Here is a 14,392-nt window from a genome sequence, read left to right as displayed (position 1 = left end):
CCGGCGCACGGTAACCGCTGCCTGAGGCGAGGAGCCCACGCGATGAGCCAATGTCCCTATTCAAGCAACCCCCCGGCGGAATGGCATAACGCCGAGCTGAATTTTTCCGACGCCATGAGCTACGGCGACTACCTGGACCTGGGGCGCATTCTCAGCGCCCAGCATCCGCTGTCGCCGGATCACAACGAGATGCTCTTCATCATCCAGCACCAGACCTCCGAGCTGTGGATGAAACTGATGCTGCACGAGCTCAAGGCCGCCCGTGAACATGTGCGCCAGGGCCAGTTGCCCCCGGCGTTCAAGATGCTGGCCCGGGTTTCGCGGATCTTCGACCAACTGGTGCATGCCTGGGCGGTACTGGCCACCATGACCCCTTCGGAATACAAGTCGATCCGGCCGTACCTGGGCCAGTCCTCGGGGTTCCAGTCGTTCCAGTACCGGGAAATCGAATTCATCCTCGGCAACAAGAGCGCGGCCCTGCTGCGGCCCCACGCCCATCGTCCCGAGCTGCTGCAATCGCTGGAAGAGTCGATTGCCACCCCGTCCATGTATGACGAGGCAATTGCCCTGATGGCCCGCAGCGGCCTGAGCATCGATCCCGAGCGGCTGGCGTTGAACAGCACCAGCCCCACCCAGCACGACCCTTCGGTGGAAGCCGCCTGGCGCGAGGTCTACGCCAACCCTTCGGCCTATTGGGACCTGTACCAGTTGGCGGAGAAATTCATCGACCTGGAAGACTCGTTCCGCCAGTGGCGTTTCCGCCACGTGACCACGGTGGAGCGGATCATCGGCTTCCAGCCGGGCACCGGCGGCACCGAGGGCGTGGGATACCTGCGCAAGATGCTCGATACCGTGCTGTTCCCCGAGCTGTGGCGAGTGCGCTCCTCGCTCTGATCAGCAAACGCCCCGCCAGCCGGGGCGTTTTCATTTGCCGGCCGGTCTCTGCATCTCTGACGCCCTACTCTAGGCGCTGCCACAGGCGGCGATCGGCTGCGCCGCAGACGCGCTCTTGAGGCCTGGCAGGTCCGTCGGACCTTGTTGCAGCCCGCGGCAGTGGCTACAGAGATCGTTGGCGAGCGTAGCGCTCTGGGGATAAGGTGGTCGCCTTCGGCGTAATATTTTTACTTCCTACGGCAGACCGCATGGCCCAGACCTTCGAACTTGAAACCCTGAAGATGCAACTCAGCGACCCGGAGTTTGCGCCCCTGGACCTGCATCAGCGCATCCAGCGCGCCTTGCGCGGGCTGATCCTCGATGGCGCCCTGGGCCCGGGGGTGAAGCTGCCGGCGACCCGGGCCCTGGCCAAGTCGCTGGCGGTATCCCGGGACACCGTGGAAAACGCCTATGTGCAGTTGCAGCGCGACGGTTTCATCCTGCGCCGCGAAGGCTCGGGCAGTTATGTCTGCGAAACCATCGGGGCCCAGTTGCGTGGCACGGCCCGCCGGCGCCAGCACCTGCAGGGGCGACCGGACAAGAGTCCGGAGCCGGGAGCGGGCCTGAGCCGGCGCGGCGCGGCGCTGTTGGAGAGGGGCGGCGTCAGCGATCAGCAGGCGGTCACGGCCTTCGCTACCGGGCTGCCGGAAACCCGCAGCTTCCCATTGGAGGTCTGGGAGCGTCTGCAACGCCAGGCGTTGAAGGATTACCGCGCCAGCGTGCTGCTGCATGGCGATCCCCAGGGGGCGCTGCCCCTGCGCAAGGCGATTGCCGCCTACCTCAATCTGGAGCGCGGGGCCAAGGTGCAGCCCGAGCAGGTCCTGGTGCTGAGCAGTACCCGCCAGGCGCTGTTTCTGTGTGCGCAACTGCTGGTGGACGCTGGCAAGCCGATCCTGATGGAGAACCCGGGCTACTTCGGTGCGCGCAAGGCCTTCGAGGCTGCCGAGGCGCGGATCGTGCCCATAGACGTCGATGCTCAGGGCATCCGCACCGACCTGCTGCGGGCCGACCGCAGTGGCGCCCGGTGCGTCTATGTGACGCCGTCGCACCAGTACCCAACTGGCGCCACCCTGTCCCTGGAGCGCCGGCTGGAGCTGACCCGTTGGGCCGCCGAGCATGACCGGTGGATCATCGAGGACGACTACGACAGCGAGTTCCACTACGACGGCTTGCCCACCGCCTGTGTCCAGGGCCTGGACCCGTTCCGGCGCACGCTGTACATCGGCACCTTCAGCAAGACCCTCTATCCAGGGCTGCGCATGGGCTACATGGTGCTGCCCGCCGAACTGCTGGGAGCCTTCGCTGGCGCTCGCAGCATCATGGACGGGCACACGCCGCAGATCCTCCAGCTGACCTTGGCGCGCTTCATGGAGGAGGGGCACTACAATGCCCATGTGCGGGCCATGCGCAAACTGTATGCGGGGCGCTGGCAGGCCATGCTGGAGGCCATCGGCCGGCATTTGCAGGGCATCGCCAGGGCCCTGCCACCACCGGGCGGGTTGCAGATCCCGTGCTTGCTGGAGCCCGGCTGGAGCGAGGCGCTGACCCAGCAACGTGCGGCCAGAGCCGGCATCCAGTTGCCGGGGCTCAGCCGGCTTTACGCGGGGGAACAGAAACAGCAGGGCTGGCTATTGGGTTATGCCTCCCTGAGCGCCCATGAGATCGAGACGACAATGGTGCGCCTGGCTCGGGCATTGAGAAAACCCTAGCCCGGACCAGAAGGGCGTCCTGGCGCAGCCGGCTCTTCCTGGCGTCATCAGGGCTTGGCGCGGCCCACCTTCAGAGTGCTGCGTGGCCCCAGGATCACCAAGTGCACGGTCAAGCCGGCGACCAGCCCCCAGAAGGCCCCGCCGACGCCCAGCAGGCTGACGTTGGCCGCAGTGGCGAGGAAGGTGATCAGCGCGGTTTCCCGGGTGGCCGCGTCGGCCATGGCGTTGGCCAGGCTACCGCCGATCGCCCCCAGCAGCGCCAGGCCCGCCAGGGTGGTGATAAAGGCCTTGGGCAAGACCATGAACAGGGTCGCCAGGGTCACCCCGAAAGTCCCCACCAGCAGGTAGAACACCCCGCAGGCGATACCGGCGATGTAGCGCTTGCCCGGGTCCGGGTGGGCATCCTCGCCGGTGCAGATGGCCGCGGTGATCGCTGCCACGTTGAAGGCGTGGGCGCCAAACGGCGCCATGATCAGCGAGCCCAATCCGGTGACCGTGAGCAGCGGGTTGGCGCTGGTCCGATAGCCGTCATTGCGCAGCACCAGCATGCCCGGCATGTACTGGCCGGTCAGGGTGATGACGAACAGTGGCAGGGCCACGCCGAGCAAGGCCGGCACGGAGAATTGCGGTGCGGTGAACAGCGGGACGGCGAAGCTCAGGTGCACGGTGGAAAAGTCGACCCGCTCCTGGACGATCAGCAGCGCCAGGCCGATGAATAGAATGCCCACCACGGCAAAGCGCGAAGTGAAGCGCCGCAGCACGGCATAGGAGAGCACCAGCACTATCACCAGCAGTGGATCGGCGCTGGCACCGCCAAAGGCATTGATCCCGAATTGCAGCAGGATGCCCGCCAGCAGGCCTGCCGCGATGCCCTTGGGAATCATCCGTACCAGTTTGTCGAAGGCCCCGGACCAGCCCAGGACAATGAACCCCAGGGCCGAAACCAGGTAGGCGCCGATCACCTCGGCATAGGGCGTGAAGGGCATCACCGTGGCCAGGAAAGCCGCCCCGGGTGTGGACCAGGCAGTGATGATCGGCGCCTTGTAGCGCAGGCTCAGCCACATGCCGGAGAGGCCCACGCCCACCGACACGGCCCAGACCCAGGAGGTGGTCTGGGCCGGTGTCAGGCGTGCCAGTTCAGCGGCCTGGAACACCAGGATGAACGTCCCGCCATAGTTCACCAGCACTGAAATCAGTGCTGCCAGGGTGGGTGAGAAAACATCGGCCGCTCTAAGGCCTGCCGCGGGTCTGTTCATAAGCCACTCTCCATCGAGGAACAGGCTCCCTGGCCCAAGCGCCGGGAGAGGCTCGATTCTAGGTAGCGGGTGGACTATTGTTTCAGGCCGCCTTACTGCTTTCTGGCAGACCACTTTAGTGGCGCCGACAAAAAAGCCCGGCCTTGGAAAAGGCCGGGCTTTGAGCGCTGGCGCGAACCTGCTGGTTTAGCGCAGGGCGGGTTGTTGCGTCTTCTTCGACCGGCTCAGGAGGTAGAAGCCTCCAATCACCAGGACCCACACCGGGATCGCGTACACCGAGGCGCGGATCCCGGGAATCATCCACATCACGCCGACGATCATGACCATGAACGCCAGGCACAGGTAGTTGCTCAACGGCGACCAGAAGGCCTTGAACCCAGGGACCACGCCCTGCTCGGCCATGGCCTTGCGAAAGCGCAGGTGGGTCAGGCTGATCAGCGCCCAGTTGATCATCAGCGCCGCCACCACCAGGGCGAACAGCAACTCCAGGGCCTCATGGGGCGCCAGGTAGTTGACCAGCACGCAGAGCAGGGTGATCAGTGCGGAGATGCCCAGGGCCAGGACTGGCACGCCCTGCTTGTTGAGCTTCATCAGCGCTTTGGGCGCGTCGCCCTGTTCGGCCAGGCCGTAGAGCATGCGGCTGTTGCAGTACACGCCGCTGTTGTACACCGACAGCGCCGCGGTCAGCACCACGAAGTTGAGGATCTGCGCTGCCGCATCGCTGCCGATCAGCGAGAAGATTTTCACGAACGGGCTGCTGCTGTAGGCATCGCCGCCGGCGTTGAGGCTCACCAGCAAGTCGTCCCACGGGTACAGCGAGAGCAGTACGGCCAGGGCGCCGACGTAGAAGATCAGCACCCGGTAGACCACCTGGTTGATGGCCTTGGGGATCACCTTGCGTGGCTCGCTGGCCTCGGCGGCAGTGATGCCCACCAGCTCCAGGCCACCGAAGGAGAACATGATGAAGGCCATGGCCATCAGCAGGCCGCTGCCGCCGTTGGGGAAGAAGCCGCCGTGGGACCAGAGGTTGCTGATCGAGGCCTGGGAGCCGCCGCTGCCGCTGAACAGCATGTAGCAGCCAAGGACGATCATGCCAACGATGGCCACCACCTTGATGATGGCGAACCAGAACTCGGCCTCGCCGAAGAACTTCACGTTCATCATGTTGATCAGGTTGACCAGCACGAAGAACACCGCGGCGCTGACCCAGGTGGGGATCTCCGGCCACCAGAACTGCACGTACTTGCCCACCGCGGTGAGCTCGGCCATGCCCACCAGGACATACAGCACCCAGTAGTTCCAGCCGGCGAGGAAGCCGAAGTAGCCGCCCCAGTACTTGTGGGCGAAGTGGCTGAAGGAACCGGCCACCGGCTCTTCGACAATCATTTCTCCCAGCTGGCGCATGATCAGGAAGGCGATGAAACCGGCAATCGCGTAGCCGAGGATCATCGAGGGGCCGGCGGATTTGAGCACCCCGGCCGAGCCGAGGAAGAGTCCGGTGCCGATCGCCCCGCCCAGGGCAATCAACTGAATATGGCGATTCTTCAAGCCACGCTTGAGTTCACCCTGCTTCAAGGTTTGATCCACTAATTGCGCTCTCTTCTAGTTGTTATCAGGAGCGATCCCGTCGTTTGCGGGACCGGTCGCGGCCATAGGTTGACGGGATCAGATATTACTCTCGGTGAACCGCTCGTAATACAGCTGAACGCGGTTAAGTTGCTGTTCTTGCAGCCAGATCCGGATTGAATCGACCATCGGCGGCGGCCCGCAGACATACAGGTCGGTGTCGGTATCGCGCAACTCGCTGCTGTCGAAGTGCTCGTTGATGTAGCCGCGCTTGCCCGGCCATTCCGGGTCAGCATCGCTGACCACCGGGGTGAAGCGGAACGCCGGCAGGCGCTCGCCGTAGGCCTGGATGCGTTGCAGTTCGCACAGGTCGCGGCTGCTGCGCACGCCGTAGTACAGGTGCACCGGTTGCCGGCAGTCCTGCTCGACGATCTGTTCGAGCATCGCCAGCAGGGCGGACAGCCCGGTGCCGCCTGCCACCAGGATCAGCGGGCGGCTGATCTGGCGCAGATAGAAGGCGCCCAGGGGCGCTTCCAGCTCGATGACGTCGCCCACCTGGCAACGCTCGCGGATGTAGTTGCTCATCACCCCGTCGGGCAGCAGGCGGATCAGGAACTGCAACTGATTGTCCGCTGCCGGCCGGTTGGCGAAGGAGTAGGCGCGGCTGCTGCTGGTGCCGGGGATGCTCAGGCGGGCGTACTGGCCCGGGAGGAAATCCAGTGGCGCCTGACGGCTGCCCAGGTCCAGGTGCAGGATCGCGGTGCTGTCCGACACCTGGCGCACGTCGATCACCGAGCCCTGCAACTGCACCGGGTCGGCGCTGTGGCACAGGCTGGAATCGAAATCGAAATAGAACGCCGCATCCGACTGCACCCGAGTCTGGCAACTGAGCATCTTGCGCTGCTCCAGGTCCTGGGCGGACAAGGCTTCCTCGTCCACATAGTCCTGGCTGTACTGGCCCGACTCGCAGCGGCCCTGGCACGTGCCGCAGACCCCTTCGCGGCAGTCCAGGGGGATCTTGATGCCGTTGCGCAGGGCGGCGTCGAGCAGTATTTCATTGGCTTGCACCGGGAAGAACAGGGTCTTGCCGTCGGCAAAGCTGAACGCGACCTTGTGCGTCATGGGTGAATCCCCGTGGTTCAGAGGTGGTAGAAATCGAGCACCGAGTTGATCGTGTCGTTGAGCAGCAGCACATGCTTGCGCTGGATCAGCCAGCTGTCGCCGTGGGGCTTGAGGTCGTAGGTGGCGTGGCCGTAGAAGTCTTCGGAAGTGGCCAGGCGATAGAACAGCGTGTGCCAGTTCAGGCGCACCTGCAGGTGGCCGTGCTCGCCCTCGGTGATCCGCAGGTTGTTCACCAGGTGCAGGGTGCGCGGCATCGGGATGGTCGAGGCCGCCTTGCCGGTGCGCAGGCGGAACACCCGGTCCTCCAGGCCTGAGCGGTTGGCGTAGTAGATCAGTGACATCTCGCGTTTCGGGTCCTGGGTGTAGACGTGCTCGGAGTCCCATTGCGGCAGGTGGAACTCGCTGTCCACGGCGAACAGCGCCAGGTAGGCGTCCCAGTCCTGGGCATCGCACAGCTCGGACTTGCGGTAGAAGAATTGCTCGATCTGGTACTGCAATTGCGCATTCATGCTCATACCTCACGCAGTTTCAGGGGCTGGCGCTGCAGGCCCTCGAGGAGGAATTTCTGCCAGTTCTGGTGCTGGTTGACGTACAGCCCCTCGTGGGTGATCTCGGTGCCGGTCATGGCCGGCTGGATGCCCAGGTTTTCGCTGTTGGCGGTGGGGCCGGTAACCCAGCGGTGCTGGCCGCGGGAGATATCGCTCCAGCGCTCCAGGCGCCCCTGGAAGCCGCGCTGGGCTTCGCGAAACTCCACTAGGTCGTCGGGTGTGCCCATGCCGGAAACGTTGAAGAAGTCCTCGAACTGGCGGATGCGGTTTTCCCGGTCGGCGTCGCTCTCGCCCTTGACCCCGATGCACTGGCTGATGATTTCGGTCTTGTTCCAGGCGATGGGACGGATGATCCGCAGCTGCGAGCTGATCTGGTCGAGGAAGAACAGGCTCGGGTAGATGTTCAGGTTGCGCAGGCGGTGCATCATCCACTCGGCCCTGGGCTGGCCGTATTCCTCCACCAGGCGCGGCATGATGCTGGCGTAGCCGGAGCGCACCGCCGGGTTGGGCATCTCGCTGAACAGCACGCTGTGGCCGTTCTCGAAGGCGAACCAGCCGTCGTCGGTGTTGGCGTCGCCGGCGCCGAGCTTGCTGTAGTCCAGGGTCGCGCTGCTGCCGGTGCCGGCGTCGCTGTTGACCTGCTGGCGGTGTTGCACCGTGGCCACGTAGTTGTAGTGCACGGTGCTGACGTGATAACCGTCCAGGCCGTTCTCGTTCTGCAGCTTCCAGTTGCCGTCGTAGGTGTAGGCGGACTTGCCCGGCAGCACCTCCAGTTCACCGCTGGGGGACTGGGCGTTCATCATGTCGAAGAACACCTTGGCATCGCCGAGGAAGTCTTCCAGGGAGTTGTCGGCGGCCACGTCCAGGCTGATGAACACAAAGCCCTTGTAGCTCTCGATGCGTGCCTTCTTCAGGCCGCGGGTCGCCTTGTCGAAACCCTCGTCGTATTCCCCGGGAGCCTTGACCTTCACCAGGCGCCCGTCGCTCTTGTAGCACCAGGCGTGGAAGGGGCAGGTGAAGGTCGACTGGTTGCCCTTGCCGACCCGGGTCAGGGTGGTACCGCGGTGCTGGCAGGCATTGATCAGGGCGTTGAGCCGGCCCTCGCCGTCGCGGGTGATGATCATCGGCTGGCGCCCGGCGCGCAGGGTGATGAAGTCGTGAGGGTTCGCCAGCTCGCTTTCGTGACAGGCGTAGATCCAGTTCTTTTCGAAGATCAGCTCCATCTCCAGGTCGAACAGCTCGGGTTCGGTGAACATCTCCCGGGCGATGCGGAACACGCCCTCGGCGGGGCGAAAGTCCAGGCAACTGTCGATGAAGCTTTTCCATTGTTCGAGGTTTCTTGCACCACTCATGGGTCGGTACCTTTCTTGTTCAGGCCAATCGGGTGCATTCATTAGAGAGAGTGGAGGCCTTGGGTGGCTATCCGCTTAGTCGGCCAAGGCCATCCATAAAATTGCCGGGGGAGCGGCCCCGCAGGGAAAGGGCGGCGTTGGGTAGCATCTACCCAGAATCGGGCGGGCGGCCCAGCGGTGGCTGCACGGCGGTGCGCTGATGGGCTAGTGTGAGCACAGCCAGTGAGGACGACAGGGCCTGGTTATCCACTTAGTCGGCGATTGCTATCCACTGGGTTGGCAGCATCGCCGGCTGGCGCAAAACTTGCCCTGTCACACCGGACGCGCCGTCAGAGCGCGCTGAATAAAAATTGCCGTGGGTGCGCCGTGATGAATAGCAAGGCTGATGGGCTGTTGCGCGAAATTCGTATCGATCGCTATGACCTGGAAGGGGCTCGCAGTTGGATGGCGGGCATTTGCGGGCCTCACCGCCTGGTGACCGCGAACCCGGAGCGGATCCGTTTCCACCACAGTGCCAATGTGCTCAGGTCCCGCTCCACGACCCTGGGCATCATCGAGTACGGCACCGATGTTCGGGTAGACATCGAAGACCCCGAGCGCTTCAGCAGCTACAGCCTGAGCCTGCCGTTGTGTGGCGAGCAGGAACTGAACAAGGACGGGCGCCGGCTGCGTTCGGACCGCGACCTGGGGGTGATCATCGCCCCCAACGAAAGCCAGGTGCTGGCCATTTCCGGTGATTGCCGCAAGCTCCAGGTGGTGATTTCCCGGCCGGCCATGGGCGAGGCTCTGGAGGCCCTGCTGCAGCGCCCGGTGCAACAGCCGCTGCGCTTCGAGCCCGGGATGGATGCGTTGCACGGTGCCGCCGCCGCCTGGTGGCGCATGGCCCAGCACTTCATTGGCGAACTGGCCCAGGGCAACGAGCTGTATGAGCAACTGGCCTTTACCCGGGAAATCGAAAGCTCGCTGATCAAGGGCCTGATCCTGGCCCAGCCCAACAACTACTCCGAAGAATTGCGCACGATGCTCGGGGTCAAGCTGCCCCATTACCTGGTGCGGGCCCGCCAGTACCTGCATGAGCACGCTCGCGAGGCCTTGCACCTGGAGGATCTGGAGGCTGCCGCCGGGGTTTCGCGCTTCAAGCTGTTCGAGGCGTTTCGCAAGTATTTCGCCCTGTCGCCCATGGCCTATCTCAAGCGCCATCGGTTGAACGGCGCGCGCCAGGAGATTCTCGAACAGGGCGCGGCCCGCAGCATCTCCGAGATCGCCCTGGGCTGGGGCTTCACCCACCTGGGACGGTTTTCCGCCGAGTACCGCAAGCTCTTCGACGAAGCGCCGAGCGCCACCGCCCAGCGCCATCCGGCACGACGCCCGGCGGGTTTCTAGGCCGCAGGCGCAGTGGCTACTTGCGCAGCACCAGGTCCAGCAGGCCGTCCTGTTCCTTGATCTTCTGCAGGACGATTTCCGAACGGATGTCGGTGACCCCGCTGGCGCGGTTCAGGTGATTGACGATGAAATCCGAGAAGTGCTTGAGGTTGCGTGCCTGGATCCGCAGCACGTAGTTGCTGGCACCGGTGATCACGTAGGCGGCCACCACTTCCGGCCACTGCTGGACCTTGCTGATGAAGGTCTCGTGCCAGCCTTCCACGTCCTGGCGCAGGGACACATGGACGATGGCTTCCAGCTCGATGCCCAGGCGCTCGGCGTTGAGCTGGGCGCGGTAGCCGCTGATGATCCCCTCGGCTTCGAGCATGCGCAGCCGACGCAGGCAGGCCGACGGCGAGAGGGCGACCTTTTCCGCCAGTTCCTGGTTGCTGATGCGCCCGTCCTGTTGCAAAAAGTGCAGGAGGCGCAGGTCGGTGGAGTCGAGGGTCATGGCTGGCATAAATCCGCGTTTTTTATTGGAGGATTAGAATTTTATTCGAGATTAGTACGGGAACGCGCCGCACTTTGCACGAAAATTCTCTACGGCTTCGTTCATTATTTCCTGAGTTTCCGGGTTGCCCAGACCCCGTGCCCACCCCCTGCAAGGCGGGCATGACATTGACCAAGACAGGACCTCCAATGATCAATAAAAACCACTGCCTGACGCTCGATGAACAGGACCCCCTGGCGCCGTTGCGCCAACAGTTTGCCCTGCCCGACGGGGTGATCTACCTCGATGGCAACTCCCTCGGCGCTCGGCCCCTGGCTTCCCTGGAGCGGGCCCGGCAAGTGATCGAGCAGGAGTGGGGCGATGGCCTGATCCGCAGTTGGAACAGCGCCGGCTGGCGTGACCTGCCCCAGCGCCTGGGAGATCGCCTGGCGCCGCTGATCGGAGCCGGGGCCGGCGAAGTGGTGATCACCGACACCACCTCGATCAACCTGTTCAAGGTCCTTAGCGCCGCGGTGCAGGTGCAGGCCGAGCGCGCCCCGCAGCGCCGGGTGATCGTTTCTGAAAGCAGCAACTTCCCGACCGACCTGTACATCGTCGAAGGCCTGACGCAGCTGTTGCAGCGCGGCTATTCCCTGCGCCTGGTGGACAGCCCGGAGCAGATTCCGGCGGCCATCGACCAGGACACCGCGGTGGTCCTGCTGACCCACGTCAACTACAAGACCGGCTACATGCACGACATGCAGGCGCTGACCGGGCTGATCCATGAAGCCGGTGCCCTGAGCATCTGGGACCTGGCCCACTCCGCCGGCGCAGTGCCGGTGGCGCTCAACGACTCCGGGGCCGACTACGCCATCGGCTGCACCTACAAATACCTCAATGGCGGCCCCGGCTCCCAGGCCTTCGCCTGGGTCGCGCCGGCGCTTTGCGACCTGGTCACCCAGCCGCTGTCCGGCTGGTTCGGCCATGCCCGGCAGTTCGATATGGCCACCCGCTATGAGCCCAGCAGTGGCATCGCCCGCTACCTGTGCGGCACTCAGCCGATCACCTCCCTGGCGATGGTCGAGTGCGGCCTGGAAATCTTCGAGCAGACCGACATGCAGAGCCTGCGCCGCAAGTCCCTGGCCCTCACCGACCTGTTCATCGAGCTGGTGGAACAGCGCTGTGCCGGTCACGACCTGAAGCTGGTCACGCCCCGCGATCACGCCAAGCGCGGCAGCCATGTGAGCTTCGAACACCCCGAGGGCTACGCGGTGATCCAGGCCCTGATCGCCCGGGGCGTGATCGGCGACTACCGCGAGCCGCGGATCATGCGTTTTGGCTTCACCCCGCTGTACACCCGCTTCAGCGAGGTCTGGGACGCGGTGCAGATCCTCGGTGAAATCCTGGATCAAGAAACCTGGGCCCAGGCGCAGTTCCAGGTGCGCCACAGCGTGACCTGAGACGCCGCCGGACCATCCAGCCGCCGGTGGCGGCTGATGGACGGCAACAACCCGCCAGGCGCGGCGCAAGGACATGCCGCCACCTCGAACGACGCGTGCACACAACAATAAAGAGGCACTGAACTTGACCACCACCAACAAGGGTTTCGAAGCGATTTCCAATCGTGAGCAGGGCCTCAGGCGCCAGCTCACCGCAGGCCAGATGAGCATGATCGCCATCGGCGGGGCAATCGGCACCGGGCTGTTCATGGGCAGCGCCTACGCGATCGGCTACGCCGGGCCCAGCGTGCTGCTGAGCTACGCCATCGGCGCCCTGATCACCCTGCTGCTGATGGGCTGCCTGGCAGAGATGACCGTGGCCCATTCCACTTCCGGCTCCTTCGGCGCCTACGCCGAGTTCTACATCAGCCCCCTGGCCGGTTTCCTGGTGCGCTATGCCTACTGGGCGGCCATCGTGCTGGCGGTGGGCGCCGAGGTCACGGCCATTGCCATGTACATGAAGTACTGGTTCGCCAACGTCCCGGAATGGGTGTGGATCATTTCGTTCTCCAGCATGCTGATCCTCCTCAACGCCATCAGCGTGAAGACCTTCGGCAACTTCGAATACTGGTTCTCCACCATCAAGATCGCCGCCATCGTCGGCTTCATCCTGCTGGCGGTGTACGTGGTGTTCGGCTCCGGCAACCCCGACTACGGGCTGCACAACTACAGGGCTCACGGCGGCTTCTTCCCCAATGGTCTGCAGGGCATGTGGGTTGCCGTGATCGTGTCGATCTTCAGCTACCTGAGCGTGGAGATGATTGCGGTGGCGGCCGGCGAGGCCGAGGATCCGCAACGGGCGGTGAAACAGGCGTTTCGCGCCACCATCGTGCGCCTGGTGGTGTTCTACCTGCTGACCCTGGCGCTGATGCTGGCCATCGTGCCCTGGGTCCAGGCGGGCAAGGCCCAGAGCCCGTTCGTCACGGTGATGCAGACCATCGGCATTCCCGGGGCCACCGGGGTGATGAACTTCGTGATCCTGATTGCCGCCTTGTCGGCGATGAACAGCCAGCTCTACATCACCACGCGGATGATGTTCAGCCTGTCCCGCGGCGGTTATGCGCCCAAGTCCATGGGCGCCCTGAGCAAGAGCGGGATCCCGCTCAATGCCCTGCTGCTGTCCAGCTCCGGCATCGCCCTGGCGACCCTGATCAACGTGCTGTACCCGGAAAGCTCTTTTGCCCTGATGATGGCGATCTCGATGTTCGGGGCGATCTTCACCTGGTTCATGATCTTCCTCACCCACTACTGCTTCCGCCGCTATCACCAGCGCCACGGCGAGCAGCAGTTGTCGTTCCGCATGCGCCTGTTTCCCTACAGCACGTTGCTGGGGCTGGTGCTGATGGGGGCGGTGATGATCACCACCTTCTTCACCGAGGCGTTCAAGATGACCCTGGTGTTCGGGGTGCCGTTCCTGCTGTTGCTGACCCTGGTCTATTACCTGTGCTTCAGGAAGCCCAGGGCGGTCGCCGCGCTTTCCGAGGTTTGATGCGCCGCTTCCCGGGCAGCCCTACAGGCTGCCCAGGGGGCACTCCTCGCGGGCCTGTTGGAGGTCGGCTTCAAAGCTGCCGAGCCGCGCCTGCAACTGCTGCAGGGCACTGATCTGCAGGTTCAGCTCGTGCCTTTTTGCTGCCACGGCGGCCTGGGCCAGGTCCCAGGGAAATCCCTGTCCCTGATGAGTGGCGAACACTTGCTGCAACTCCCTGAGCTTGAAACCCAGCTGCTGCGCGCACTTGATGAACAGCAACTGCTCGACGCTCTGCTGGTCATAGAGCCGGTAGCGGCCCTGGCGTTGTGGGGCCGGCAGCAGGCCGATGGCTTCGTAGTGGCGGATGCTCTTGATCGTGGTTCCGGACAGATGCGCGGCTTGGCCGATGTACATGAAGGCTCCTTTTTCAGTACCGCAGTTGTGTCGCCGGTCAGGGGCGGCGTTGGGCATTATCCGGCAGATTCAGAGCCGGGCAAGGTGTTGCGCCTGCAGCAGCCAGTCCGCCTTGCGTCCCTCGCTGGCGCCGAGCACCGGGCCGAAGGTCAGGGTGCGCAGCGAGCGGATGCCGCAGAAGGCCAGGGTGGTGCGGCGCATCTGCTGCAGTCCGGGCATGCGGTAGAACCACCGGTAGTACCAGGGCGGGGTGTCCATGGTCACCAGCAGGTGGGCGGTGCGGCCCTTGAGCAACTGCTCGGGAAAGGCCTTGCCGGGGCGGTACTTGAAGGCGAAGCCGGGCAGCAGCACGCGGTCGAGAAAACCCTTCAGCAGCGCCGGGATCCCGCCCCACCAGATAGGAAAAACCCAGACCAGATGCTCGGCCCAGAGAATGTCGGCCTGGGCTTTCTGCAGGTCGCTCTCCAGGGGTTGGACCTGCCGATAGCCCTCATGCAGCACCGGGTCGAAGCGCAGGTCGCCGAGTTTCAACTGGCGTACCTCATGGCCGAGCTGTTGCGCCGCCACTACATAGCGCTCGCTGAGCGCCGCGCACAGGCTGTGTTGGGAAGGGTGACCGAGAATCACCAGGATGCGTTTGCTCATTGCCTTGGTCCTTGGGACATAAAGTCCA

General features: G+C 64.2%; 13 protein-coding genes. 5 read left to right on the top strand and 8 right to left on the bottom strand.

Annotated features, from left to right (window positions below):
- Window positions 1–42: 42 nt before the first annotated feature.
- Entirely contained in the window at window positions 43–894 is an 852-nt protein-coding gene (kynA, locus tag U873_RS0128550) for a tryptophan 2,3-dioxygenase (RefSeq protein WP_025131495.1), read from the top strand.
- A gap of 248 nt (window positions 895–1,142) precedes the next feature.
- Window positions 1,143–2,642 (top strand): PLP-dependent aminotransferase family protein, encoded by a 1,500-nt coding sequence (locus tag U873_RS0128545; protein WP_025131494.1) that lies wholly within the window; start codon window positions 1,143–1,145, stop codon window positions 2,640–2,642.
- Between the two features lie 47 nt (window positions 2,643–2,689).
- On the opposite strand, the gene U873_RS0128540 is transcribed toward U873_RS0128545, so the two are convergent.
- The 5 genes from U873_RS0128540 to antA form a co-directional block, all read right to left on the bottom strand.
- Window positions 2,690–3,898, bottom strand: coding sequence for a benzoate/H(+) symporter BenE family transporter (locus U873_RS0128540; protein ID WP_025131493.1), 1,209 nt, complete (start codon window positions 3,896–3,898; stop codon window positions 2,690–2,692).
- Window positions 3,899–4,084: 186 nt separating this feature from the next.
- Complete coding sequence (locus U873_RS0128535; protein WP_025131492.1) at window positions 4,085–5,485, bottom strand: amino acid permease; 1,401 nt, start codon at window positions 5,483–5,485, stop codon at window positions 4,085–4,087.
- Between the two features lie 78 nt (window positions 5,486–5,563).
- Complete coding sequence (gene antC / locus U873_RS0128530) at window positions 5,564–6,586, bottom strand: anthranilate 1,2-dioxygenase electron transfer component AntC (RefSeq protein ID WP_025131491.1); 1,023 nt, start codon at window positions 6,584–6,586, stop codon at window positions 5,564–5,566.
- A 17-nt stretch (window positions 6,587–6,603) separates the two neighbouring features.
- On the bottom strand, window positions 6,604–7,095 hold the full coding sequence (gene antB / locus U873_RS0128525; protein ID WP_025131490.1) for an anthranilate 1,2-dioxygenase small subunit: 492 nt from the start codon (window positions 7,093–7,095) through the stop codon (window positions 6,604–6,606).
- Between the two features lie 2 nt (window positions 7,096–7,097).
- A complete protein-coding gene (antA, locus tag U873_RS0128520) occupies window positions 7,098–8,486 on the bottom strand; it encodes an anthranilate 1,2-dioxygenase large subunit (RefSeq protein WP_025131489.1) in 1,389 nt (462 codons plus the stop codon).
- Between the two features lie 369 nt (window positions 8,487–8,855).
- Between antA and U873_RS0128515 the strand changes: the two genes are divergently transcribed.
- Window positions 8,856–9,869, top strand: a complete 1,014-nt coding sequence (locus tag U873_RS0128515) for an AraC family transcriptional regulator (RefSeq protein WP_025131488.1) — start codon at window positions 8,856–8,858, stop codon at window positions 9,867–9,869.
- A 16-nt stretch (window positions 9,870–9,885) separates the two neighbouring features.
- On the opposite strand, the gene U873_RS0128510 is transcribed toward U873_RS0128515, so the two are convergent.
- Window positions 9,886–10,359, bottom strand: a complete 474-nt coding sequence (locus U873_RS0128510) for an Lrp/AsnC family transcriptional regulator (RefSeq protein ID WP_025131487.1) — start codon at window positions 10,357–10,359, stop codon at window positions 9,886–9,888.
- A gap of 188 nt (window positions 10,360–10,547) precedes the next feature.
- On the opposite strand from U873_RS0128510, the gene kynU reads away from it, so the two are divergent.
- Complete coding sequence (gene kynU / locus U873_RS0128505) at window positions 10,548–11,798, top strand: kynureninase (RefSeq protein ID WP_025131486.1); 1,251 nt, start codon at window positions 10,548–10,550, stop codon at window positions 11,796–11,798.
- Between the two features lie 73 nt (window positions 11,799–11,871).
- Complete coding sequence (locus U873_RS0128500) at window positions 11,872–13,326, top strand: amino acid permease (protein WP_371261359.1); 1,455 nt, start codon at window positions 11,872–11,874, stop codon at window positions 13,324–13,326.
- Window positions 13,327–13,347: 21 nt separating this feature from the next.
- Here the strand turns inward: U873_RS0128500 and U873_RS0128495 are convergent, their stop codons facing one another.
- Both U873_RS0128495 and U873_RS0128490 read right to left on the bottom strand, forming a co-directional pair.
- Entirely contained in the window at window positions 13,348–13,719 is a 372-nt protein-coding gene (locus U873_RS0128495; RefSeq protein WP_025131484.1) for a MerR family transcriptional regulator, read from the bottom strand.
- Between the two features lie 69 nt (window positions 13,720–13,788).
- Window positions 13,789–14,364, bottom strand: a complete 576-nt coding sequence (locus U873_RS0128490) for an NAD(P)H-dependent oxidoreductase (RefSeq protein WP_025131483.1) — start codon at window positions 14,362–14,364, stop codon at window positions 13,789–13,791.
- Between the last annotated feature and the right edge of the window lie 28 nt (window positions 14,365–14,392).

This window comes from Pseudomonas sp. PH1b, from assembly GCF_000633395.1.
Lineage (GTDB): Bacteria > Pseudomonadota > Gammaproteobacteria > Pseudomonadales > Pseudomonadaceae > Aquipseudomonas.
This window is presented reverse-complemented; position numbering and strand designations above follow the sequence as displayed.

Coding starts and splice junctions, on each gene's coding strand:
- U873_RS0128515 (WP_025131488.1), top strand. CDS start 8,856: ATGAATAGCAAGGCTGATGGGCTGTTGCGCGAAATTCGTATCGATCGC.
- U873_RS0128500 (WP_371261359.1), top strand. CDS start 11,872: ATGCCGCCACCTCGAACGACGCGTGCACACAACAATAAAGAGGCACTG.
- U873_RS0128545 (WP_025131494.1), top strand. CDS start 1,143: ATGGCCCAGACCTTCGAACTTGAAACCCTGAAGATGCAACTCAGCGAC.
- U873_RS0128490 (WP_025131483.1), bottom strand. CDS start 14,364: ATGAGCAAACGCATCCTGGTGATTCTCGGTCACCCTTCCCAACACAGC.
- antA (WP_025131489.1), bottom strand. CDS start 8,486: ATGAGTGGTGCAAGAAACCTCGAACAATGGAAAAGCTTCATCGACAGT.
- kynU (WP_025131486.1), top strand. CDS start 10,548: ATGATCAATAAAAACCACTGCCTGACGCTCGATGAACAGGACCCCCTG.
- antB (WP_025131490.1), bottom strand. CDS start 7,095: ATGAATGCGCAATTGCAGTACCAGATCGAGCAATTCTTCTACCGCAAG.
- U873_RS0128495 (WP_025131484.1), bottom strand. CDS start 13,719: ATGTACATCGGCCAAGCCGCGCATCTGTCCGGAACCACGATCAAGAGC.
- U873_RS0128540 (WP_025131493.1), bottom strand. CDS start 3,898: ATGAACAGACCCGCGGCAGGCCTTAGAGCGGCCGATGTTTTCTCACCC.
- kynA (WP_025131495.1), top strand. CDS start 43: ATGAGCCAATGTCCCTATTCAAGCAACCCCCCGGCGGAATGGCATAAC.
- antC (WP_025131491.1), bottom strand. CDS start 6,586: ATGACGCACAAGGTCGCGTTCAGCTTTGCCGACGGCAAGACCCTGTTC.
- U873_RS0128510 (WP_025131487.1), bottom strand. CDS start 10,359: ATGACCCTCGACTCCACCGACCTGCGCCTCCTGCACTTTTTGCAACAG.